This is a genomic window from Maribacter spongiicola (assembly GCF_052119685.1).
Taxonomy (GTDB): domain Bacteria; phylum Bacteroidota; class Bacteroidia; order Flavobacteriales; family Flavobacteriaceae; genus Maribacter; species Maribacter spongiicola_A.
This window is the reverse complement of the sequence record NZ_JBGQOO010000006.1, coordinates 78,362-103,656: the sequence shown is the minus strand read 5'-3', so window position 1 is coordinate 103,656 and position 25,295 is coordinate 78,362. Positions and strand designations below refer to the sequence as shown.

Annotated in this window: 21 protein-coding genes; 5 read left to right on the top strand and 16 right to left on the bottom strand. The window is 35.5% G+C overall.

The features are described from left to right. The first annotated feature begins 63 nt into the window (after window positions 1-63). A complete protein-coding gene (locus tag ACEN2N_RS11485) occupies window positions 64-369 on the top strand; it encodes an immunity 53 family protein (RefSeq protein WP_441824454.1) in 306 nt (101 codons plus the stop codon). Window positions 370-649: 280 nt separating this feature from the next. Next, a complete protein-coding gene (locus tag ACEN2N_RS11480) occupies window positions 650-2,809 on the top strand; it encodes a cation:proton antiporter domain-containing protein (protein WP_441824453.1) in 2,160 nt (719 codons plus the stop codon). A 7-nt stretch (window positions 2,810-2,816) separates the two neighbouring features. On the opposite strand, the gene ACEN2N_RS11475 is transcribed toward ACEN2N_RS11480, so the two are convergent. From ACEN2N_RS11475 to ACEN2N_RS11465, 3 genes are all read right to left on the bottom strand, one after another. Then, a complete protein-coding gene (locus ACEN2N_RS11475; protein WP_441824452.1) occupies window positions 2,817-3,578 on the bottom strand; it encodes a LytR/AlgR family response regulator transcription factor in 762 nt (253 codons plus the stop codon). Next, the gene (locus tag ACEN2N_RS11470) at window positions 3,575-4,609 is read right to left on the bottom strand and encodes a sensor histidine kinase (RefSeq protein ID WP_441824451.1); all 1,035 of its coding nucleotides are present in this window, start codon (window positions 4,607-4,609) and stop codon (window positions 3,575-3,577) included. Before ACEN2N_RS11470 ends, ACEN2N_RS11475 begins: the two co-directional genes overlap by 4 nt. Window positions 4,610-4,728: 119 nt before the next feature. After that, on the bottom strand, window positions 4,729-5,112 hold the full coding sequence (locus tag ACEN2N_RS11465) for a hypothetical protein (protein WP_441824450.1): 384 nt from the start codon (window positions 5,110-5,112) through the stop codon (window positions 4,729-4,731). 215 nt (window positions 5,113-5,327) lie between these two features. Between ACEN2N_RS11465 and ACEN2N_RS11460 the strand changes: the two genes are divergently transcribed. Then, window positions 5,328-5,822 (top strand): heme-binding domain-containing protein, encoded by a 495-nt coding sequence (locus ACEN2N_RS11460; protein WP_441824449.1) that lies wholly within the window; start codon window positions 5,328-5,330, stop codon window positions 5,820-5,822. A 43-nt stretch (window positions 5,823-5,865) separates the two neighbouring features. On the opposite strand, the gene ACEN2N_RS11455 is transcribed toward ACEN2N_RS11460, so the two are convergent. Then, window positions 5,866-8,181, bottom strand: a complete 2,316-nt coding sequence (locus ACEN2N_RS11455) for a glycoside hydrolase family 113 (protein ID WP_441824448.1) — start codon at window positions 8,179-8,181, stop codon at window positions 5,866-5,868. 299 nt (window positions 8,182-8,480) lie between these two features. Between ACEN2N_RS11455 and ACEN2N_RS11450 the strand changes: the two genes are divergently transcribed. Then, window positions 8,481-9,161 carry a head GIN domain-containing protein gene (locus ACEN2N_RS11450; RefSeq protein ID WP_441824447.1) on the top strand — a complete coding sequence of 227 codons (681 nt, stop codon included), beginning with the start codon at window positions 8,481-8,483 and terminating at the stop codon, window positions 9,159-9,161. Here ACEN2N_RS11450 and ACEN2N_RS11445 read toward each other — a convergent pair whose 3' ends face one another. The 8 genes from ACEN2N_RS11445 to ACEN2N_RS11410 all read right to left on the bottom strand — a co-directional run bounded on the left by ACEN2N_RS11445 (window position 9,162) and on the right by ACEN2N_RS11410 (window position 20,334). Then, window positions 9,162-9,344 carry a CPXCG motif-containing cysteine-rich protein gene (locus ACEN2N_RS11445; protein ID WP_036156737.1) on the bottom strand — a complete coding sequence of 61 codons (183 nt, stop codon included), beginning with the start codon at window positions 9,342-9,344 and terminating at the stop codon, window positions 9,162-9,164. A 6-nt stretch (window positions 9,345-9,350) separates the two neighbouring features. Further along, window positions 9,351-10,019 (bottom strand): hypothetical protein, encoded by a 669-nt coding sequence (locus ACEN2N_RS11440; protein ID WP_441824446.1) that lies wholly within the window; start codon window positions 10,017-10,019, stop codon window positions 9,351-9,353. Between the two features lie 57 nt (window positions 10,020-10,076). Next, a complete protein-coding gene (locus tag ACEN2N_RS11435) occupies window positions 10,077-11,441 on the bottom strand; it encodes a TolC family protein (RefSeq protein WP_441824445.1) in 1,365 nt (454 codons plus the stop codon). After that, window positions 11,441-14,728 (bottom strand): efflux RND transporter permease subunit, encoded by a 3,288-nt coding sequence (locus ACEN2N_RS11430; RefSeq protein ID WP_441824444.1) that lies wholly within the window; start codon window positions 14,726-14,728, stop codon window positions 11,441-11,443. The genes ACEN2N_RS11435 and ACEN2N_RS11430 overlap by 1 nt, the downstream gene beginning before the upstream one ends. Continuing rightward, the gene (locus ACEN2N_RS11425) at window positions 14,728-15,858 is read right to left on the bottom strand and encodes an efflux RND transporter periplasmic adaptor subunit (RefSeq protein WP_441824443.1); all 1,131 of its coding nucleotides are present in this window, start codon (window positions 15,856-15,858) and stop codon (window positions 14,728-14,730) included. Before ACEN2N_RS11425 ends, ACEN2N_RS11430 begins: the two co-directional genes overlap by 1 nt. 430 nt (window positions 15,859-16,288) lie before the next feature. Beyond that, window positions 16,289-17,173 carry a leucine-rich repeat domain-containing protein gene (locus ACEN2N_RS11420; protein ID WP_441824442.1) on the bottom strand — a complete coding sequence of 295 codons (885 nt, stop codon included), beginning with the start codon at window positions 17,171-17,173 and terminating at the stop codon, window positions 16,289-16,291. Window positions 17,174-17,385: 212 nt separating this feature from the next. Next, entirely contained in the window at window positions 17,386-18,261 is an 876-nt protein-coding gene (locus tag ACEN2N_RS11415) for a leucine-rich repeat domain-containing protein (protein WP_441824441.1), read from the bottom strand. A gap of 162 nt (window positions 18,262-18,423) precedes the next feature. Then, a complete protein-coding gene (locus tag ACEN2N_RS11410; protein ID WP_441824440.1) occupies window positions 18,424-20,334 on the bottom strand; it encodes an ABC-F family ATP-binding cassette domain-containing protein in 1,911 nt (636 codons plus the stop codon). A gap of 140 nt (window positions 20,335-20,474) precedes the next feature. Between ACEN2N_RS11410 and ACEN2N_RS11405 the strand changes: the two genes are divergently transcribed. Beyond that, on the top strand, window positions 20,475-20,870 hold the full coding sequence (locus ACEN2N_RS11405; protein WP_441824439.1) for a DUF983 domain-containing protein: 396 nt from the start codon (window positions 20,475-20,477) through the stop codon (window positions 20,868-20,870). Here ACEN2N_RS11405 and ACEN2N_RS11400 read toward each other — a convergent pair. The 4 genes from ACEN2N_RS11400 to gldL all read right to left on the bottom strand — a co-directional run bounded on the left by ACEN2N_RS11400 (window position 20,860) and on the right by gldL (window position 25,231). After that, window positions 20,860-21,903, bottom strand: a complete 1,044-nt coding sequence (locus tag ACEN2N_RS11400; protein WP_441824438.1) for an NAD(P)/FAD-dependent oxidoreductase — start codon at window positions 21,901-21,903, stop codon at window positions 20,860-20,862. The genes ACEN2N_RS11405 and ACEN2N_RS11400 overlap by 11 nt on opposite strands. Window positions 21,904-22,002: 99 nt before the next feature. Next, window positions 22,003-22,890: a gliding motility protein GldN gene (gldN, locus tag ACEN2N_RS11395; RefSeq protein ID WP_441824437.1), complete on the bottom strand. Its 888-nt coding sequence runs from the start codon at window positions 22,888-22,890 to the stop codon at window positions 22,003-22,005. A gap of 64 nt (window positions 22,891-22,954) precedes the next feature. Next, window positions 22,955-24,514, bottom strand: a complete 1,560-nt coding sequence (gene gldM, locus ACEN2N_RS11390; RefSeq protein ID WP_441824436.1) for a gliding motility protein GldM — start codon at window positions 24,512-24,514, stop codon at window positions 22,955-22,957. Between the two features lie 57 nt (window positions 24,515-24,571). Beyond that, the gene (gldL, locus tag ACEN2N_RS11385; protein ID WP_424002717.1) at window positions 24,572-25,231 is read right to left on the bottom strand and encodes a T9SS inner membrane protein PorL/GldL; all 660 of its coding nucleotides are present in this window, start codon (window positions 25,229-25,231) and stop codon (window positions 24,572-24,574) included. Window positions 25,232-25,295 lie beyond the last annotated feature (64 nt).

Below are 25,295 nucleotides of genomic sequence, written 5' to 3'. Positions count from 1 at the left end.
ACTCCTGAAGACCTATATTAGCACATTACAAAAACACGACCGAGGTTCACTTACGCATACAATATGGATATTTTAGATTGGATACAAGATTGGTTTACAGATAATTGCGATGGCGATTGGGAAAGTAGTGATGCTATTCAAATAAACACATTGGATAGACCGGGATGGGAAGTTGAGATTAATATTTCGAACACATCTATAGCCACTATGAACCTCGAATGGATTTTGAACGAAACGAGTAAAGAGGATTGGTACGGAGTTAAAATAGCAGATCAAAAATTTACTGCTGCAGGTGACCCTCACAAACTAAAATTTTTGCTAGGTCTTTTTAAAGAGATGATCGATAAGATAGAAAATCAACAAGATTAACCCTTCGATTTTACCTTTCCTCATAAACCAGTAAACGATAATTTTCGTTGTATCCCACTGTCCTTTTTACAGTACCGCTACACTTCATCAACAGGTAACCTAAGTGAAAAATATATTTCATCTTAGCGTGCATATTATTATAGAATTATAGTTGCTAATTCACTAAGTTTAATACATGGTTTTGACATCTTTTTAGACCGCAAAACCGTATATAACAATCAACTAAGGGTGAACGGCAAATCGGTTGCATTTTACCAGAGCGTTGCAAAATGCACACCATATGATTTCATTGCTTACCATTGAAACCAGCTTGCCCTTTACCAATCCGGTATTGAAATTTCTATTGATACTAATTATTATTCTGTTCACTCCCATTCTATTAAATAAAATAAAAATACCTGCCTTGCTAGGGCTTATCATTGCTGGTGCAGTTGTTGGTCCGAACGGATTTAATTTAATGGAGCGAGATAGCGGAATTATTCTTTCGGGTACTGCGGGACTTCTCTACATTATGTTTCTAGCGGGTTTAGAAATTGACCTGGCAGATTTTAAAAAGAACAGTAAAAAGAGTATCGTTTTTGGTCTTTATACCTTCATTATCCCCATGGTATTGGGCATATATGCAGGACTATATCTGTTAAAATTTTCTATGGCGACTTCGGTACTTTTGGCGAGTATGTTCGCATCGCATACCTTAATCGCATATCCGCTCATTAGTAAATTGGGAGTAGCCAAAAATAGGGCGGTGAATATTACTGTCGGTGGCACCTTAATTACCGATACGCTTGCGCTTTTGGTACTTGCCGTTATCGTAGGTATGAACACGGGTGAAGTAAACCTTGCCTTTTGGGTGAAGTTATCGGTGTCTATTTTAATATTCGGCGCAACCGTAATGTTGATTTTTCCCATTATTGGCAGGTGGTTTTTTAAAAGATTCGATGATAATATCTCGCATTACATTTTTGTACTGATGATGGTGTTTCTGGGTGCCTTCTTAGCAGAAATTGCAGGTATAGAAGCTATTATAGGTGCATTTTTAACGGGTTTGGCACTCAACAGACTTATACCACATACTTCGCCCCTTATGAACAGAATTGAGTTTGTGGGCAATGCTATTTTTATTCCCTTCTTTTTAATCGGCGTAGGTATGCTGGTCGATTACAGGGCATTCTTTAAAGATTTTGAAACTATCAAAGTCGCTACCATTATGATTATTATAGCCACCTCAGCAAAATTTTTAGCGGCATGGCTTACCCAAAAAACATTTCACTTTTCGGCAGATGAGCGCAGGTTGATCTTTGGTCTAAGTAACGCCCAAGCCGCTGCTACCCTTGCTGCAGTTTTAATCGGTTATAATTTAATTATTGGCACAACAGCTGCCGGCGAACCTATTCGATTGCTGAACGAGAGTATTTTGAACGGCACCATTCTTATGATTCTATTTACATGTACCATCGCTTCTTTCGTAGCGCAAAAAGGGGCTAAGAACATTGCCTTGTTAGAGCATTCTGAAACTACTACCGATGAGGAAGACTACTTAGAGAAAATATTGATTCCCATAAATAATAGTGACACCATCGATGACCTATTGAATTTGGGCATTACCGCAAAATCGAAGCAGAACAAAGAAGGTCTTTTTGCCCTTAGTATCGTTGATGATTATGAAACGGGTAGCACTGCCGAAAAACATGCGCGTAAAATTCTTGGGGATGCCGCTGTTACCGCTTCTGCAACCGATAACACCTTGCACCAGTTACTGCGTTACGATATTAACATTGTTAACGGGATTTCGAATGTTACCAAAGAACATAAAATTACCGACCTTATATTGGGGCTGCATATAAAGAGAAATCTGTCCGATTCTTTTCTGGGGAACTTGACCGAAGGTATTTTGTCGAGATGTAACCCTACCACCCTAATCTACAAACCTACACAACCCTTTAGCACTTTAAAAAGACACGTGATCATTGTGCCCGAGCATGCCGAAAAAGAAATCGGATTCTCACTATGGCTAAAAAAACTTTGGAATATTGCACAGAATTCAAGTGCCAAGCTAGTATTTTTTGCATCCGATGAAACTAAAACTGCCATCGATAGCTTGCAGTTAAATCATCCGGTAGTATACGAATACCACCATTTTAAAAACTGGGAAGATTTTTTAGTGCTTAAAAATGAAATTCTAAAAGATGACAATCTGGTTATTGTTCTTAGTAGAAAAAATATGCCTTCGTACGATCCCAATATGAGTAAAATACCAACCTACCTAAATACGTATTTCAACAAGAAGAGCTACCTTTTAATTTACCCTAAGCAAGCGGGCGTTAAAGATACATCACCCATTAATTTGACTAACCCAACATTATTAGAGCCTTTTGATAAAATGGATGAAATAGGGCAAACGATATCGAATATCTTCAGAAAAAAGCAATCGAAAAAATAAGAAAATCCTAAGAGTTCATCCAACTTTTAAACTCCGTCGCTTTTGCCTTGCTCACCACAATACGTTCGCTACAAACCGGGTGTACGTCGACCAATAACTTGCTATTGAAATGTAATTTTATGGTAACTATAGCTTCCCGACGTACTATAAACTGTCGGTTTGCCCTATAGAAAACCGAAGGGTCTAAGGCTTCTTCTATCTCTTCTAAATTCACATCTAATACATACGAACGCTCTTGCACGGTTACCGCTTTTACAACACCGGTATCAATAAAGAAATAAGCAATATCGGCAGTCTTAACCGGTACTAATTGGTCGCCTACACTTACTAAAAAAGTCTTTTTAAAATTTTCAGCCTTGGTCTGTATCAGTTGTAAAAGGCTGTTCATTTGAACCTCATCGATACCCTTTTTAAGGTTTAATGCCTCAAAACGATCTAAGGCATCTGATAATTCTTCTTTATCGATCGGTTTTAATAAATAGTCAATGCTGTTCACCTTAAATGCTTTTAAGGCATATTGATCATAAGCGGTAGTGAATATTATAGGAATGTTGATTTCGACTTGATCAAAAATTTCGAACGAGATACCATCTGCCAAATGAATATCCATGAACACCAGAACACCGTCATGAGGCTTAGAGAAATAATCTACTGTAGCTTTTACGGTATCTAAAACCTGAATAACCTCAATATCTGCATTGATCCTCGTTAATAAATACGAAAGGTTATCGCTTGCAGCAAGCTCGTCTTCAACAATAATTACTTTCATGCCAAGGGTTTTAAAGGTAATTCTACTTTAAAAATATCATTATCGGTACTGACCAATATATCTTTCTTCAATAGAAGAGAATACCGCTTTTTAAGATTATAGAGTCCCGTGCCCATACCTTCTGCCATCGTACTTCTCGTACGAATCGGGTTTTCTACGAACAATGAATCTCCGCTAGAATACACCTTGACCGTTAATGGGTTGGTCGATGATATTTCGTTATGCTTTACCGAGTTTTCTACCAATGATTGTAATGCCAATGGCGGTACTTCACAGTCCATTAAACTGGGGTCGATATCAACCTCTATTTGTATACGGTCACGATATCGGGTCTGCATTAAAAAAGAATAGCTATCTAAAAATTTCAATTCGTCTTTTATCGGTACCAAATTAGTCTCACCACTCTGTAAAATATAGCGATACATATACGACAGCTTGTTTACGAACTGGGTCGCCTGGTCATTTTCACGTACTAGCGACGATAATGAATTTAGCGAATTGAACAAAAAGTGCGGATCGATCTGGTTTTTTAAAGCCGAGAGTTCGTTCTCTAAATTTTGCTGCTTCAATTGTTCGTTCTCTATTCTACTTTCTTGCTTATCGGTGCTTACACGAAGTAACCTGGCAATAAAATAAAGAACGATTGAAAGATTAATAATCGTAAATCTAACAAAACCAGTTTCTCGAGGATCTAATGGTTTTCCGTTAAAAATAGGATATAGGGCATGTATTAAGTAAATCCCTATTAAAAGAACCACAACATTCATTATAAAAATAACACCCAACTTTAGAAAAGTGGGCCATTTGTACGCATCAAAATCTATATTGGCATTTAATTGTAAAACTGAATAAGAGAAACAAATGAAGAAGATATAACGATATAGAAAATCTGTAACCCAAGTAAAGGAAAAATCTAAATTGCCCTCCATAATACCATTATACAAATAAATGGTTTTTGGCAATGATACCAGTATACCTAATAATAGGGCAGTTTTAATAACTTCCCCTTGTTTCACCTTTGTTATGGCCATATGACTACTTATGATGGTACCTATCAAATGTACCTAATAATACTTTTATATCTAAAACACGTAAAAAGCCGGTCTTCACCAAAGCGAAGACCAACTTTAATTTAAACTACACAAACTTCTTAAAGTGCATAGGCATCAAAATCAGATGGCAAATATGCCGCTGTATCAAACCCTAAATCAACTTCTTCTTCGCTCTCGAATATTTTAAAATCTTGCTCGGTCAATTCTGCACTTGCATACGCATCGAATACTATTGGTAAATATTCAAAGGCATCAAAACCTAAATTTACTTCTTCATCAATTTCTACTAGCCTAATATCATTAGGGTTTAATTTATCGTTCTCTAAAGACGTTTGTAATTGCGCTTCTAAATCGATAATACAATCATCGAAAAAAGCGGTCATTTCAGCTTTCTCAGCTGTTTTATGTTTTTGTACTCCTTTAAACGAAATAAATGTTACGGCTAAAATTGCTACTGCAGCTACTACTCTAATATTCTTCATTATATATGTTTTTAAGTTTCTAGAATTGTTTTCTATACCACAAAGATATTGCAGAATATAGCTGACGGATGGTATTAGTGACCCAAACGACTTTTTTGACATCTAAAACAGCCTTAGACTATTATGAATTTTTAATAGATTGAAAATGAAGCTTATATACCCATTAAATTGTTTAATTTTAATAGTAATAAATGGAACCTTAAATCAATATCATCATGTTAAAAAAAATAGGAATCGCCTTGGTCATTATTCTAATTATTATTCAATTTATACGACCGGATAAAAATATTTCTGGTGATGATACTTTTGCCATTGAAACAAAATACAGCGTACCAAATGATGTAGAGAATATTTTACAGGTATCTTGTTATGACTGCCATAGCAATACCACAGCATACCCTTGGTATTCTAATGTACAGCCTATTGCTTGGTTTTTAGCAGAACATGTAACTGATGGCAAAAAGCACCTGAATTTTTCTGAATTCACTAACAAACCACTATTTGTTCAAAACCATAAACTAGAGGAAACTATAGAAATGGTAGAAGAAAAAGAAATGCCATTACCATCATATACTTATTTTGGGCTTCACCAAGAAGCTGACTTGACCGATGCACAACGCCAAAAAATTATGGATTGGGCAAATGCGCAAATGGACTATTTAAAACAAACGTACCCTGCAGATAGTTTGGCATTCCCGAAAAGAAATTAATGAGCTTTACTTTTAGACGAATGTGAATTGAAAAAGTACTTAATTATTTTGTAAACCATTCGCGAACAGTTTCTTCCGCTAATTTATTATTAGGTGTAAAGGCACTGTTGTGCTCGCCACGGTATTCGATGAAGCTTGGGAATTTCCACCACAGTATACCTTGGCACCAAGGTTCGTTTTGTATGCCCTCAAAGATAATTTCGTAGGATCTTCGTTGTGCTTCTTCATTTATGGTATCGTCTGCCTCTGCATGCGGATTCTTCCATGGGGTGTCTACACTTCTAAATCCGATTTCTGTAAATACGATAGGCTTTTGAAAACGGTCGTATACTTTTTTAATCTTAGTCTTTATAGTATCAAACTGCAGACGCATCTCTTCATTGGTTGGATTGTCTTTTTTACTTAACGGATAATAGGAATTTAATCCGATAAAATCTAAATCGTTCCAGAACTCTATTTCCTCAAATTCAGCTCCCCAATTGGCAGCATAGGTCAGTTGCCCAGAATACAAAGCCCTTGTTTTTTTTATCATTGCACGCCAAGCATCGGGCTGCGATAAGGTTGCTTTGGTAAATTCGACACCAATACACAAAGCATCCATTTCATGAATTTCAGCCAAGAATGCGTAGTGGCGTATCCATCGGTAATAGTAATCATGAAACTTGTTCCATTGCGCATCTGTCGGCATATCTATACCACCTGGCCAGCTGCCACCCACATATATTTGAGGTTTCAATAACGTATACATGCCCATGTCGCTTGCCGTCGCAACTGCATGCACTATGGCGTCATCATTTTCACTACCTGCATTATCACTAAAATGTAGCGGTGTTGGTGTATTTATATCGTTAATACCTGTATACGGCACAATCGCCATGGCATTACTACCCATATTCTTTTGCTTTAACAGCGATTCTGTTGCCTTTTTAGAACCATAGCCATTATATATACTGTAGCCTTCATGTGCAAAATTGAAACCTTTGAGATAGGGTAATTTTTTAGATTCTGTCTTTTTCTTCGGATGTTCTTTTGGCAATCCCTTTAAATAATTCTGCCACTTTACCTCTAGACTTTTAATTTCACGTTCAGAGAGTGATACATTTTTGTAGCGTTTTAAGTAGGTATCTTTTCCCCAGGTTTTTATCAGAAAATCTGTAAAAGCACCCGCCATACAATCTCTAATAAGTGATGATTCCATCTCCATAAAAGAATTGTCTAAAAGTTCTGCAACAGTATACGTATTTTCAGATTCTACCAACCTTGCCGACCAATATTTATAACCTTTCATTTGCCAGGTATCTGTGAAATAAATTGGCAATCCTGATGTGACTATATTCTTATCACTCTCACCAATAAGGTTGTGCAGCAGCAAAGCATTATCTCTACCGATATTATTATTTTCATAAATTTTATTGACAATAGTATGTACAGCATTTGTAACCGTGTCGAAAGTGGAATGATCAGTATTACCTGTCATTAAGCCTTTTTCTTCTGTACAGGTATAAAAATTATATGTGATTTTAGGCACGTTGTCTTTGCCCACAAAATCAAAAACTCTAACCCTAGAAGCATTTACCTCATTCTGTTTTTCTGACACCTCTGATGTTCGAATTGCATTTTGATGATCTATAAACTGGTACTCATCGGTATCTAAAACTACTTTAGTACCTGTTGAGAAATTAAAGTATGTAGACCCCTCAATACCCCAATTCGCATTGAAATCGCCCATTACCATTCGCTCTTTATTTTCGTATACTTCGTACTCTAGATTCTGGCGGTAGAAAGACTGCCCCTGTTCTAAAACTTTTTCTGCAAAAAAACTAAACACCTGTTCTGCATCGGTACCCGTTAAAAAGCTGAGCGGTATTTTTGAATCTACGGGACTTGGATAAAAACTCACCCCTAATACTGAATTGTTATTTTGAACTTCTTTAGTCCCGATTCCAATAGCCGTTTTCGAGACCTGAAAAGGGGTATCGGTTATGTACTTTTTAATCAACCTGTTTTCATCAACAGCGCCCACCAAATACACAATACTGTTTTTCAATGATTCTTCGCTGACCTCATCTACATTTTGATAGTTCACCTTTACACTTCGCCACGATTTGCTTACTTCTAATAACGATAAATCATGAAGAATATCTTTATACTGCCGCTGTAAGACGGTATCTTTTGCACCGTAAACAACTAGAATTTCTCGTTTATCAAAGAAGCTTCTGCGTAAATCTCTACGGGTAGCAACGGAATCTAAAGCTTCAGAAGCTATCTCATTTTCTGATGTAGGTAAGTATTGTACACCAGCAAAACCGACGATACCTACTATAACAAATAAGGCAACTAACAGATATTTCTTTTTCATAGACCCAATTAACTTCAAAGACTTGTTTAAGATAACAAAACTGTAAACCCTAAATATACTTATGGCGTTATTTAACTTTTAAAAAGGGGTTTGTGTGGTAGCGTGTACCAAACCTGTTCCCGATACATTTTTAAAATACGCTACGCTCCTTTAAAAACACTCGAACTGACATTTCGTTTTGCTTGCACCTATCTATTTTCAACGTTAAATGATATATCACAAGTAAAAACCACAACTGTACTTTTGTGGTACAAACCCATTTGTACCTTAACTTTGTATTACCTAATAGCCAACACTACATGAAATCTATTCTTCTATTTGCTTTAATTTTCTGTTCTACCTTGAGCAGTTTTGCTCAAAACAATGCTACTATACCGTTAGCTAAATTTTCTGAACTTAGAGTGTATGATAGAATCAGTGTTACCCTGGTTAAAGGTGATGAGAACAAAATCGAAATTCTGGCGGTCGATAAAAAAGATTTAAGCATCACTGAAAATGATGGGCGATTGCGTCTAAAAATGTGCTCGGGAGAATCTGTTCTGAACACTATCTTACATCTAAAACTATACTATACCGAAGCTCTGACCGTTGTCGACGCCAATAAAAATTCTAGAATCATCTCCACAAATTTGGTTAAAGGCAACACCTTAACCATTGATGCTCAAGATGCAAGTACCATTACCCTAAATATTGCGTACAACGACATTACCGCTAAATGTTTGAGCGGTAGTGAAATTAAACTTTCTGGTACTACTACCGATCAAGATGTAACTATAAACACGGGTGGTAAATTATTGAATAAAGGACTGAAATCGAAAAACAGTACCGTAATTGTATTATCTGGGGGTAGTGCCGAGGTATATGCGAGCGAGTCGGTCGTGGCAAAGGTAAAAGCTGGCGGATTTATTACGGTATACGGTAATCCGAAATCAGTGGATAAGGATGATACTTTTGGTGGTAAAATTGCAATTCCAGAGTAGCTATTGCTCTATACTCTGCACATCAAAACCGATCAGCTCATTATCTTGAAACTGCGGAGTAACTTCTATAGGGTTACAACACACTTCGCAATCTTCTACATAAGTCTGTTGTGAAATCGATGGATCGAGAAGCATAGACACTTCTTCCCAGCAATACGGACATTGAAAATAATGCTCGAACATATTAATTTATGCTTTCAATTCTTTTGCTAGCTCTTGTAATGTAAGAGTCTGTATTAAATTGCCACCATTTGATGTAAAAATGGTTTCGTGACCCAATTTTAGAGAAAGTACGCCTTCATCTGTGTCTAAATGAATGTCATCGGCATTCACCTTAATTTCTTCAAGCTTTACGTCGAAACGCTTTTTTAAAGTAATTAAATCGCTGTGTTTGCTTAATTCGAATCCGTAGAAATCGAATAGACGTTTTAATCCGCTGAAAAAGCTGATTCCTATAAAAACCAGACTTGCCATTGCAAATTTATATGCCAAAGTAAATACATCAAGCTCATCACCATTTATAAAAGTATATACCAAGTTTATACAGCCGTAAATACCCATAAAGAACACTAATAAACCAACAATAACAGCAAGTATATCGTTAAGCAAGGCTTTTGTGGTTCTGGTTATCGTTAGTCCGTCTGCAGTTGTATTTGCTTGAAACCCGAAGTCCTTTAAATATACTAGATTATTTATTTGAGCTAATTTATTGGCAATGGTAGTTTCTAAACCGCTTAGATCTACAACAACAGCACGTTTCTGCAACTCTTCTTGTAGACTTAACTGCGCTTCATAAGTAAGTAATGAATGTTGATCCAGAATCTCTATAAGCTCGCTATTTGTTTTATCGCTATACATGGTATTCTCTAATTAATTTGCTCGATTATCGAGATTGAAAACTACAAGACTCATTTCTTACAATTCTATATTCAATAACTGCCCCGTAAGTTGTAGTAATTGTAATTCTGCCAATTTAGCATCGTACTTCGCCAAATTCTTATTGGTCTGTGCATTCAACAGATTTATTTGTGCCTGCCTAAATTCTATCGATGTTATACTACCTATTTGAAACTGCTCTTTTGAACGTTCAAAATTGTTTTGGTTCGTAAATACATTCTGCTCTTGAATCTGATAAATCTTTAAAAGATTCTCATATAATGCCATAGCATTCTGCATATCTCTATTTACTTCTAACTCAATCTGCTTACGCAATAATTCTTGGTTGGCATACGTAATTTTTGCATTCTTGACACCCACTGTGGTACTACCACCATCAAAAAGATTCCATGTAAGACTTGCGCCCAACGAAACACTATTTGCAATTGAATTGGTACCCGGAAAAACAGCTCCAGTTAAAAAAGCAGATGGTGCATTTTGGTTTCTATTCCACCCATAAGAACCCGTTAAATTCAAAGTTGGCAGATAACCCGATTTGCTCACTTTAATATCATAATCATTAATACTCAAGTTCGATTCTGTCTGTAGCACGGCAACGTTATTGGTTATTGCCTGATCCATATACTCAACAATTTGAAACTTAGGTAAAAAAACTATAGTGGTGTCTACAGCGTATTGCGAATTCAAATCTTGGTTCAACACCACGTTTAAATCGCGTTTGGCATTTGCCAATTGTTGCTCAGTATTCAACAAATTAATACTATCATTGGTCATGTCTACCTGAGCATTTAATATATCTAATTTGGTATTTTGACCATACTCAAAAGCATATTCTGAACGCTGAATTCTATCTGTAGATATTTCTAATGCCTGTTTTTGTACATTTTTATTTTCGGTCAATCTAGCGATTTCAAAATACACACTAAACATTTGAATCATGGTATTCTCTATAGTTTCTCGCGCCTGCAACGTACTTAAATTGTATTGCTCTTTTAACCTTTTATAATTATAGAACCTACCCATACCATCAAATAATGTATAGTTAAGATTTAAGGCAGCATTATATCGTTGACTTTCGGCATTATCTATTTCAATATTTGATCGACTACTACCATCATCATTAAATTGACCTGGAAATTCAGTTGTTGTATTATTGGTATTATACGTTGCACCAGCGGTACCGTTCAATGTCGGCAAATACCCTGAATTTAAAATACTGGCATTATTCTCGGCGATATCTACTTGACCTTTTGCAATCTCTATGCCGTAATTATTCTCCAAGGCTTTTATAACCGCCTCTTCTTTTGACAATGTTTTCTCTTGTGCAAAAATTACACAAACAGGTAGAAATACTAATAATATGATGAATCTAACTTTACTCATTATAGCTTATCTATATTCTTATTTGGGTGTGAACCACCTTCAATTTGCCCTTGATGACTATTATCATCAATTGCGTGTTGCGAGTGACCTTCTAAATGCACCGCTTCTTTTCTTTCTTTAATCGCTCTTTCTACTTCTTCTTTCGCAATCTTATGGCCAGAAGCAAATGATAAGTTCTGCGCTTTTAAGTTATTACTGAAAGACAAAAACAATGGCAGCATCAATAAGGTAAGTACCGTTGCAATACCGATACCGTAAGCGATAGATATTGCCATCGGCTTTAAGAACTGTGCTTGCCTACTGGTCTCTAGCATTAATGGAGCTAAACCTGCAATAGTCGTTATCGATGTTAAGAAAATAGCTCTAAATCTCGATTTACCTGCTTCAAAAATGGCATTATCAAAGGTCATGCCTTCTCGTAAATTCGAGTTGAACTTACCAATAAGCACCAAACCATCATTCACCATAATACCTATCAATGCGATAATACCTAATATAGAAAGTACGTTTATTGGGAAATCGTGGATCCAGTGGCCCCATGCTACCGCTGTAAAGCTAAATGGCACTAATAATAATAGCATTAATGGCTGACTGAAACTTCTAAAAGTAAATGCTATAGTAATGTATATTAAAAGTATAACCGTAAAACCGACCAACTTTAATGAGCCTGTAAGTTTCTCCAGCTCCCTATTCTGACCTTCATATGATGCACTTACCGTCGGATATTTTGACTGTATCTCTGGCATGTGTACATTCTGAATTTCGGTCATGATTTCTGTCGGACTATCCTTTACATCTTTCATATCGGCAGAAATTTGAATTTCTCGCCTACCCTCTAAACGGTTGATCGCTACATCGCCACGTACAATAGTATAATCTGCAATTTCACTTAAAGGAACACGATCACCTGTCGGTGTTACAATACGCATATCATCTAAATTAGATATCGACGAACGCTCATCTCTGTCGTAACGTACCCAAACCCTAATCTCATCTTGAGAACGCTGAAAACGTTGTGCCTGTACCCCGAAGAAACCTGCACGAACCTGTGTCATTATTGCTTGAAGATCTAAGCCCAATAAATAGGCATTCTCTTTTAATGTAAGACGAATTTCTTTAATACCCGCTGGATCGTTATCTGAAATATCTTTTAACCTCGGATTCTTGGTCAATATTCCCTTTAATTCTGCCTTTGCAGCTTTTAACTGTTCTATGTTATTACCCAGTAAAGAAACCGAAACCGGCGATCCACCAAAGTTACCACCAGAACCATAGATCAAACTTTCTACACCCAATACCGGACCAACCAATTTTTCTAATCTACTGGTCACCATTTCTGATGAAATTTCGTTTGGCCTTTCTTCACCTGGCAATAAGTTAATAATCAATTCTGCCGACGATGAACCCGGACCTAATCTTCGAATCATATTCTCGAAAACATCTTTATCTGACCCCACCATATATTCCTCTGTCAATTCTTTATTGACAATCATGGCTTTTTCTTCTATTAATGAAATAATAGAATCTGTAATTTTTTCATTGGTACCATTTGGCATCTCCAATTCTATCCCTACCCTATCGCTAGCAATTCTTGGAAAGAAAGCGGTTCTAATGATACCACCACCGACTGAACCTAAAGTTAAAATGAAAGCAGCTGCAAATACCGAGAACATAAATATTTTATGGTTCATCGAGAAGCGCAGTACAGGCGTATACAGTTTATCACGCATCCACAACATTAACCTATCTCCAAATTCATTGATAACCCTAAGTTTGGCAAACGCATTTGCGAATCCGCTTTTCGGCTTATTATCAATTGGCTGTAATGCTTTTGAATGTGCCAAGTGCGCTGGTAATATTACCAAAGCCTCAACCAACGACACTACAAGTGTCAAAATAACAATTACAGATACTTCGCCAAAGAACTCCCCAATTCTACTATCTAAGAACAAGAATATTGAGAATGCCAATATGGTTGTTATAATTGCTGAAATAATTGGCGGCAAAACCTCCATAGTGCCATCTACGGCTGCTTGAACAGGAGACTTTCCTTTTTCGTAATGTTGATAGATGTTTTCGGCGATAACGATCCCATCATCTACCAAAATACCGATTACGATAATCATACCGAACAATGAAAGTACATTGATGGTAACATCGAAGAATCCTGCGAAAACGAACATCCCCAAGAATGCTACAGGTAAACCAAAAGCAACCCAAAATGCTAATCTTGTATTTAAAAACAATGACAAGAAAATCAACACCAAAACCATACCCATTATGGCGTTTTCAGTTAATAACTGTGTTCTTTGATTTAGTGTCGTAGACTGATCAGATACCACATCTAACTTAATGTTATTATACTTTTGATTGAACTCGACTACGTATTCATTTACCTGATCGGCCGCAGCGATTAAATCTTCATTATTGGTACTGGTTATCGTTGTACTTACCGATAAATTACCATTAAAATATGTTGCGTTCGGCGATTCGGCAAAGCGATCTCTAACATTAGCTACATCTTTTAATCGAATTACATTACCAGACTGATCTGCACGAACAACAAGGTTGCTCAACTCGCTACCATAATACGAACGGTTATTGGCACGTATTAAATACTCTTCTGCATCAGTTTTTATATTACCACCGGTTACCAGTATATTGGCTTTACCAACAGCATTTGCCACTTCTGAAAAAGATAGACCGTAGGTTAACAAGTCATTCTCGTTTACTGCAATTTCTATTTCTTCATCCGGGAAACCAGAGATCTGTATTTGAGAAATCCCTTCCATCGCCCTTAGGTCATTTTCAATCTCTCTACCAACACTTTTCAATGTTGCTAAAGGAATTTCTTCACCGCTGATAGCAAAAGAAATTGTTTGACGAACAGTTTCTAGAACAGAAACAATTAAAGGCTCCATACCTGTTGGGAAAGTAGGTACTCTATCGACCGCATTCTTAACTTCTAAAAGCATGAAATCGATATTCTCGCCTTTTTCGATCTCTACGTTAATAGTACCACTATTCTCCCTAGAAGTAGAAGTTACACGATCAACACCTTCAAGACCTTTTAAGTTATCTTCTATCTTTAGAACAATACCTTCTTCTACCTCTTGTGGCGAAGCACCAGGATAAGTAATCGTAATTGCAATGTTCTTAGAATCCGTTAACGGAAAGTAAGAAGACTTTAATGCTTTAGCCCCAACAATACCAAATAAGGCAAAAGAGATAACTACAACATTAACGGCAACATGATACCGAATAAAATATTCTATCAGTTTACGCATTATTCTTTTATGTTTTCTAGTTGTTCAGAGTAGATTTTTACTGCCATACCTGTAAAAGCACCACTTATTGGCTTAGATACAATGGTAAGTCCGTCTGGCACATTTCTAAGTACTACACGCTTATCTGAGAAATAAATAGGATCAACATCTATCATATCCAATACAGAATCTCTGACAACGAAAATTTTATTTCCTTCTAAAAGTAATCCTCTATCTACTTCAATAGCGTTCTCCTCTTTTTTAGCATCTAAATCTGCCTCTAGGTACATACCCTCACGCAAATTTTTACCATCGACCTCTATGTAAGCATTTACAGTTTGTGTTAACTGATCGATACTACCACTAATTCTGGTCACTTTACCTTTATACTTACTATTGTCATCTAGATTGGTCAGTTCTACAGACTCGCCAACTTTAAGTAAATCAGTATAGCGTTTGCTAATAGCAACTTCAAGTTCGTAAACTTCTGTATTAATGAATTCTCCTAGTTTTTGCCCTGATCGCACCAAAGTACCTTCGGTAACCAAAGTCTCAGTCAATACACCCGAAAATGGTGCAGCTATTCGGTATTTAGATAAACGTTGCTCTAAATTTTTAACATTGTAAAAACTGGTTATGATACCTCTACCCGATATAAAAAACTTTTCTTTCTCTGTAGCCATTTCTGGAAGTGGCGGAGTAGTTTTCGACATATCGAAGTTTGAAAGATAATTTTGCCACTTAGAATAGATATCTGGGTAGTCTAATCGTAAATCGGGCATTACAGCCGTTAATTGATTGAAAAGATTACTCTTTGCAGATTGTACGCTCGCCGCGTACTCATTTGCATCGATGCTTATAATAGTTTCGCCTTGACGAAACTCTTGCCCTTCTTTAAATAATTTGCTGCCTTTTTTAAAAACACCTTGAACTTCTGCATATAATTCTACACGTTGTTTCGCAGTAAGATTACCATTTGCAGATACTATAATAGGTACTGTACCATTTTTCGCTACCTCTGTAAAGACAGTTTTCACTACTTTCTCAGATTTGGGTTTGAAAGTTTTTTTACTATCAATAATATACCCTGCTAAAAAAAAGGATACTACAATTAGTAAAATACCTAGAACGGTAAAAATAATTTTTCGCATTTTATTATAATTTATAAGCGTATTTCAAAAAACACAGGATCAAAAATACTTTTTAATGTCCTTTAAACTTTGCCCTAATTAAATGAAACGACCAAATTCAATAGTGAAACGACTTTGAACCTATTTCAGTTTAATAGACCTCTTTTTTAAAGGGACTACATTCAATTACTACATTGCTCCAAAACCAAAAAAAAGACATCAGTGTAACACGTAACATTTAATGAATTGTTAAATAAGCATGTGTATTTTAAATAGACTTTAACTAGAAAATTTTGGAAATCTGTAATTCAATCGCGAAACTACAAAAAAACATATCTGGCACTGAAGATTGCAATGGTTAAAGTAATCATAAAAAATGCCTTGCAGCTGTATTTACCCCATAAAAAAAGGGATGCTTTCGCATCCCTTTTTATTTATAATAGCTTACTATTTAATTTCGTTTTACATCTTCGTATTTGGTATCTACTAAACGCGTTCTACTCGCCTCATTCGTACCAAACTTCATATTTAAAAATTCATCGTCACTATCAAAAACAGCAAGTTTTGAACTCTGTAATCTTAACAGGGAGTTTAAAGACCTAAAGTCATTACCCTGTAATTGCACAAATTCAAGATTACTTAAAGTTGCCATACCGCTCGGTAAGTCGCCTTGAAATTGATTATACGAAAGAATCAATTCTTTTAAATTTACTAAACGACCAAGGTCAACTTCTATGGCCCCTGCCAATTTATTGCCGAACAACTCTAATCGCTCTAGTTTATGCAGCTTTTCAATAGACTTAGGCAAACTACCTTCTAAATAGTTACTTGATAGGTTTAAGGTCTTTAAATTTGAAATATCGCCTATACCATTAGGTATTGCGCCTTGCAACAAATTGTTGAACATAGACAACTCTTCTAAACTGGTCATTTTAGAATAATCTTGCGGCAAAGACCCTTTAAGCTTATTCATTTCTAACTTTAATGATGTCAATGTTGCTAATTGAAATATATCTTCAGGTAATTCTCCCTCTATAGTATTGAACGCTAGATTTAAAGTTTTTAATTCTGAAAGGATAGAAATTCCGTCAGGTATAGACCCCTTTAAATTATTACGGTACAATTTTAAAGCAGTTACATGACCGTCTTTTATTTCTACACCGTACCATGTTGATGGATCTTCTTGAAGATTCCATTTGTTTTGCCATTGTTCACCAAGAGTACTTTTATTGAAATCTAATAGGTATTGTTTCTCTGTTGAAGGTATTTGTGCATTGACCATAAAACTACTGGTCAGCATGAGAATCAGGCAAGCATAGGTTAAAACATTTTTCATACTGAAAAAATTTAATTGTTTGGGGGAACTTTATTCATACCATTTACGCTACAATACTAATATTCAATTATAGTAGTGTAAAAAGTACTTTTATTATAACGTGCAAAAAATACATTTATGATACATTGCTAGTGAAAATGCTTAAAAACAAGAAAGAGATGCTGTTCAACATCTCTTTCTTTCACCAAACTAACTAAAAGTGTAAACTACTCTTACTCTTCTATATCTTCGAACTTCGTGTCGGCCATTCTGGTCTTACTGAAGTTAAGGTCTTTAAATTCTAATTTTCTATCTTCTTTGTCGTAATCAAATACTAAATACTCTTTCGTTTCTAAAAACTCTAAAGCTTTAAAAGAACTGAAATTATTATTCTGAATTTGAAATACTTCTAAACTTGCTAAATCGGCAAACTCATTTGGTATTTCACCGATAAGTCTGTTGTTTGCCAAAACCAATTCTTTCAACTTACTAAGTTTACCCATATCTCTTGGAATAGCACCTTCTAATCTATTTTCGAATAGACCTAAAGTTTCTAATTGAGATAAGGCACCTAATGAGCTTGGTATATCACCATAAAACTCATTACTAGAAAGGTTTAATACTTTTAAACCTGTTAGGTTACCTACAGTTGCAGGAATTTCACCAGTGAAAAAATTATTAAAAGCGGAAAGCTCTTCTAATTGTAACAAGCTACCAATGCCTTCGGGAAGTTGACCATTAAGTCTGTTCATTTCTAGCTTCAATACTTTTAAATTAGAAAGCGTAGTTATTTCTAATGGTAAAGCTCCTGTTAATGAATTGAACGCAAGGTTCAACACTTTAAGGTTTTGTAAATTTCCTATTTGCGAAGAAATAGAGCCCATTAAATTGTTATGGAACAAATTAATTTCGACCACTTGATCATTTTCAACCGTAACACCGTGCCATTGAGAAACCGGAGCATTTAAATCCCATTTTTTTACCCAATGAATACCGTTCGTGGTTTCGTAGAAATCAATTAAAGCTTTTTTCTCCTTCTTTGATACTTCTGCAAAACAAATTGTTGTCAGAAATAATAGACTGAAACTTAAATAGTATAGTTTTTTCATAATGATGGTGGTTTGAGCAATTCTTTAAACTAAGAATTATCCTACAAATTTGAACTAATAACGGTAAAAACTAAAATTTTATCGTTGACTGACCGCTCTATGTTGTGAAAGATGCAGATTATGTTGTGAAACCTCAAAAACCGTATGTGAAGCAATTACATATTACCCCAGCGATTCAATATCTATTGTAAGAATTTCCCAGTTCTGCATCAATGTTTCCAGCTTTTTCTTTTTGGCTTGGTAGCCATCGAAAAAATTAGGCTTTGCAATAGTAGCATCATAATCTACCAATAACTTGTGGTCTATTTCTTTAATTTCTTTTTCAAGGCTACCGATTTTACTTTCCACAGAACTCAATTGATTTTTCAAGCTCTTCATTTTTTTCTGGTCTTGAAAAGAATTCGTTGATTTTGGTTTTGCCTTTTCGATCACTACCGCTTGCTTCTTTTCTATAGCCCTAAAGTTTTCGACCTTACGTTGCTCTAAATAGAAATCGACATCGCCTAAATACTCCCTGATCTTTTGATCTTTGAACTCGTATACTTTGTTGGTTAACCCTTGTAAAAAGTCTCTATCATGAGACACCAAGATTAAAGTTCCCTCGAAATTTAAACAGGCTTGCTTAAGTACATTCTTCGATTTAATATCTAAGTGGTTGGTAGGTTCATCCATCACCAGTACATTAAAAGGCTGTAATAACATTTTCGCCAAAGCCAAACGGTTACGCTCACCACCTGATAGTACTTTTACGTACTTATCTACTTCATCACCTCTAAATAAAAACGAACCTAAAATATCTCTTACCTTGCTTCTATTCTTTTCATTTGCTGCATCGATCATGGTATCTAAAATGGTTTTATTACCATCTAAATACTCCGCCTGGTTTTGAGCAAAATATCCTATTTGTACATTATGCCCCAATTTTAAATGACCTTCATGCTTTAATTCGCCGACAATTATTTTTGCCAATGTAGATTTACCTTGACCGTTCTGCCCCACAAAAGCAGTTTTACTATCACGCTCAATAAGAAGGTTAATATCGTTTAAGACTAAATTATTACCATATGCTTTTGATAGATCTTCTATTTCTACAACCACTTTACCAGGAACAACAGAAATTGGAAAACGAAGACTCATAACACTATTATCATCTTCATCGACCTCTATACGCTCAATCTTATCTAATTTCTTGATTAAAGATTGTGCCATTGATGCTTTAGTAGATTTTGCCCTAAACTTCTCAATTAGCCTTTCTGCCTGTTGTATTTCTTTCTCTTGATTCTTTTGCGCGTTTACCTGCTGCTGTTTTATCTCATTTCTTAAAACAAGATATTCAGTATATGGCTTATTATAATCGTAAATACGACCTAATGAGATTTCAATCGTTCTATTTGTAACATTGTCCAGAAACATTTTATCGTGAGATACGATTACCACCGCACCTGTATAATTGTTCAAGAATTGTTCGAACCAAATGATAGATTCAATATCTAAGTGGTTGGTAGGCTCATCGAGTAGCAACACATCATTAGTTTGCAATAATAATTTGGCAAGCTCTATTCGCATACGCCACCCCCCTGAAAAGGTTTCGGTCTTTTTATCGAAATCTTCTCTTCTAAAACCTAACCCTTGTAGTATTTTTTCTGTCTCACCTTGGTAATTATAACCACCTAATATTTCATAATGGTGAGAAACATCATTAAGGTCTATAATTAGCTGACTGTACGAATCTGATTCGTAATCGGTTCGTTCTGCCAATTGATGGTTGATTTCATCTAATTTTAGCTCTAAATCTTTTATCTCTTCAAAAGCTTGGTAAGCTTCATCTAAAACTGACCGACCTTCAACGAAATCTATATCTTGTCTTAAAAAGCCAATTTTAATATCTTTTTCTATGGCAATAACACCGGTATCTAATGGCATATCTTTGTTGAGTAATTTCAACAATGTCGATTTACCTGCACCGTTTTTACCTACTAGCCCTGCTCTATTTCCTCCATTTAATCGAAAAGATATTTCTTCAAATAAATATTCTCCTCCAAAAGAGACTGATAGGTTGTGAACGTTTAACATAAATTCTAATTATTCTAGTGTTTTCTTAAAAGCAAGGCATACTTTACCTTGGTAACTTTTAAGTTAAATTTATCTATATAACTGCAGATTTCTAAGTTTAAAAATGTCTCAAAATCGTACCTTGGTATAAAGTTTTGCAAATGTTAAAAAAAGGAAACAAACTCTACAGCATTTTAACAGGAAGTTGCCCAAGATGTCATGAAGAAAGCATGTATTTGGACAAAAACCCTTACCATATGGGTAAAATCTTTAAAATGCACGAAAAATGTAGCCATTGTGACCTTAAATATAAAATAGAACCATCTTTCTTTTATGGTGCTATGTATGTAAGTTACGGAGTCGGAATTGCATTTGCCGTAGCAGCATTTGTTATCGCCAATCTTTTTTTAGGCACTGGCTTGATAGAAGCGTTTATTGCTATAATTATTACCCTTATTGTATTTATGCCGGTAATTATGAGGGTATCTCGTAACATATGGATTAATTTGTTTATAAAATACGATGCTAAGGCTACCTCAAAAAGTCTTAATTCGTAGCAAATCGCCCTATATCCATTTCTTCTAATAAAGGAATTTGATGTTCTATATGCTCGTAAAGCGATTTTGCCGCCCACGGTGCTATGGTAATCCCATGAGATCCAAAACCATTCAATACCCATAAATTGACATACTTCGGATGCTTACCCACCAAAGGTCTTCTATCTTTGACCGTAGGACGCATACCTGCCTCGTGACCAACTATTTCAAACGGACAATCTAAAAGGTTACCTAGTTTATCTACAAGCTCAATTTTAGCTTTTTCGGTAGTAGTATTATCTTTTTGATCTCTATTATAAGTTGCGCCTACCTTATACAAATCATCGCCTAGAGGAATTAAGAAAATGGAAGATTTAATTATTCGAGTTTCTTTAAGCTCTTTGGCTTTAATAACAATGTACTCCCCTTTTGAACCTTGCATAGGCAAATGGTTGAAATACGGATTCTGCATCATTCCAAAACCTTCGGTAAAGACAATGTGTCTAGCTTTTATATTTTGATAACTTACAAACTCTTGTTCAATTATAAGTTGACTATAATCGAATGTAGCCGTAAACAACTTGTTTTCTTTTTCGAGCCACTCCGCATAGCTTCGAAAAAGTAACTTGGTATCTAACTTTCCTGTTTCCAGTACTTTACCAAATTGATGTGGTGCTTTGAGCGAGGTATTCTCATTATTAACCAATTTTGTATCTAAATATGGCTTCAGTTTTTCTTTATCGGCTGCTTCAAACCATAAATTTTGCTCTTCTATAGAGGCAAATTTTCGTAACACATTCAACTTTTTATCAAACGTTATATTCAAAAATTGTTCTATTTGGGTATAAAATTCAGTGGCTATCGGTAGTTGCTCATCTGCTCGCCAAGAAAGTGTGAATCGTTTTAAAATAATAGGATTATACAAGCCGCCTGCTACACGAGACGATGTTTGCGATTGGTCATTAAAAACGACAAATGTCTTGTTATTTCTACGCAAATTTTCGCAAAATGCTGTACCCGCCAACCCAAGCCCTACTACCATATAATCTACCATGGCGTAAAGGTAATGACAATTGTAGAAAACATGATATAAAAACAAAAGACCCAATCTTTCGATCGGGTCTTTATTATGTGAATTGGATTTTCAGTAAGCTTAATAAGCCCACATGTCTTGTTCCTTGTCTCTAATTGTTTCTTTAATTCGTTTTGCTTCCAATAATTGGAACAAAGCATTATCAGAAATGTAATCGTCAACTTTTCTGTCGCCTTGTACGTTATCTTCTTTATAAATAACGGCATCGAATCTTCTTGCATTCAACAACATGTCGAAAGAAATAGGCTGAGCTGAATTTTGTGAATTGAAAACTTTGGCTTCATGTAACATTTCACGAGCATCTGGGTACCATACCCAAAAAAGCTCTACCATGTCTGGATTGTCATCATCCATAAAGTTTACATCTGGTGCAACTGGAGCAATACCTAAAAGACGGTATTTTAATTCTCCTTGTCTCTTATCGAAATACCAAATTCCTTTTACATGATATTCTTCAATATCAGCTGCAGAAATATTTCTACGAGTAATATACTCTTCAGAAACCGTCTCACCTGCGTTCATTTGCTCATACCCGTAATCAAGAGTATCTACCATTTGCAAGGCATCTTTTAAATCGTTAAAAGATCTTTTTTTAGTGAAATAAGAATCTGTATAAGTTTCTAATTTTCCACTCTTTAAATTTTTAATTAGAACGTGGTATAAAGACCTTCTATCTGGGCCAATATCCATAGTATCTGTTGGATAATATAATGGGAAGTTAACTCTCTCATCTAAATCTATGGTTTCCCATAATGTTTTAGACCAAAGGATATCCCTATCATCTACATAACCATATTCTAACGGAGCATCGTTATCGACAGCTTTCTGAGCTTCTGTACGAATACCAACCTCATCGGGTTTCTTTGCATTCAATACATTTGCTTGGGCCATCATTGATAAAGGTAACATTGTTACCGCTCCCATTACTAAAACATTTTTCCAATTCATGTTTGCTTCACTTTAAAAATAACCGGGTAATACCAAAGGGTTTACCCGGTATCATTCTATTTATTTAGTTTGTAATCTCCACAACTACTGGAGATACTTTCTTCAACTTGTAACTTTTATTGTTTGTGATAAACGCTTCGATATCAAATATTTGAACGATATCTCCTCTTTTAGCACGTGATAAAGCTTGTTTTGCTTTAGCATCCATCTTATTTCCTCTTACAGAAACAGTTGGTTGACCTGGTACTTTAAATTTAAAACCGCTTACTGCAAGGTTTAAATCAAAATCGAAGTCTTCTAAACCAGCACCGATCGTAGCGATCTCAACATTCCTTTTTGGAAGTTTAATACTACCTGTTTGCTTACTTACACTACCTTCTGGTCTTGGAATATCTTTAATTCTGAATTCAGAGTTAGATGATACCGACTGACCGTCAGGTAAAGTACCTGAAGCTGTAATAGTAACGTTTCTACCAGTACCTGGTGTCATTACATAACTACTACCACTAACAGCCTTAAGACCTGGAGCAGATGCTCTTACTTTATTATTTGGTATACCTGGTATAGATATAGACATTGGGTTAGCAACACCTCTATATACAACATTCATTTTATCAGCAGCAATTAAAGCAGCATTTGGCTTAGATATAGTTGCGAATGAATTTTTAACCTCAACAGGAATTTCTTCACCATCTTGCTTAAAGTAGATAGTACCTTTTACTTCATGGTCACCAGCAGAACCAGAACCAATCAACATTTTAACACCACCAGCTTCTAATTTATAATCAGAACCTTCAGTTAATTTTCTGCCATCTAAAGTTAACTCAGCTTTTACAGGAGTAGAAGAATTATCAGTTTTGCTGATAATAATCTTACCATCATACTTCTCACCTGCATAGTAAGCAGATTTAGTAGAAGAAAGTGAAGTAGCAAAGTTCTTTAAAGAAACTTGGTTAGTCAACTCACCTGCTAACATAGATTTCAAAGCTGCTTCTTCAGTCATTTTAACGTCAGCTTGTAACTGAGTTAATTTTGCTAAAGATGCCACTAAAGGATATCCTTCATAGTGATAGTTGATCCAATCTTGTTTGGTACCGTCTCTTTTTTCAACTTTACCATTCTCATCTCCTGTTTGGAAACGATCAATAACAGATTGCTTTAAAGCTTTAGGCACTATTGCCGCAACTTGATCTCTATAACCAGTTAGGTTACTCATAAATTTTTTACCGTCTTCTGATAAAGTTTCACCTTGGAATAATTTCTGATCTAAGTAATCAGCCATATCCATACGAGCATAATCTTTAGGATCTTCGATCCCTTCCATCATACCTTTTTTAAGTCCTTCTAAGTAATCATAATACTCTTGAGACATTGCTTTAATCTGTTGAGCATTCTTATACAGCTTATCATATTTAGCTGCATCTTCAGATGCTTTAGTTTCCAGACTACCTAAGAACGCTTCGTTACTTGCGGTTGTCATTGCGTTTGAAGTCTCTAGCTTTTCATTCATTATACCGAATGCGGCTAATACCTCTTTACTCATGTTTAGTGCCAGCATTGCGATGAAGATCAAATACATTAAGTTGACCATCTTCTGACGTGGTGAATTTTTTCCTCCTGCCATGGATTTGTTTTTTTAGATTTTAATTAATAATTGACTTGGGTTTTATTAAAATCCAATTTAGTTTTTACTACTCATTGCAGATAACATTCCACCATATACACCATTCAAAGAAGAAAGGTTTGTAGACAAAGATGCCATTTGATCTTTAAGTGCACTTGCATTTTGAACAACTTCTTCATTAACTGAAGCTTGTTTGCTAGCACTTTCTAATTGTACTTTATAAAGACTGTTCAAAGACTCCATTTGAGCTGCAGCATGAACCATTTCACTAGAATATTTCTTAGTAGATTCCATTGCATCAACTGTTGGAGCGATACCTTTAGCAGCACCTTCAAAGTTTTTAATGCTTGAACCTAAGCTTTCCATAAGACTTGCGTCTACACCAGCTTCTTTTAATAAATCATCTAATTTCTTAGATAAAGATGCTTCAGCTTCTTTAATTTCAGTTGCAGCTTGTGCTTTTTTAGGTGCTTTACCTTCACCACCAGCTAATTCTGGGTATACTAATGCCCAGTCTAGATCTTCATCTACTGGTTCGAACGCACTGATCGCGAAAATTAATGCTTCTGTAATAAGACCTATCGCTAAAAGAATACCACCATTTAATGGTCCTAACTCCCAGTGAAGAATTTTGAATAATGCACCGATAATTACAACTGATGCTCCTAGCCCGTAGGCCATGTTAAATAATTTTTTTGTGGATTTTGACTGTGCCATGTTTAATTTAATTTAAGGTTTAATAAAAAAAGATTTGGTTAAAAAATGAATTTGAATTTATTAT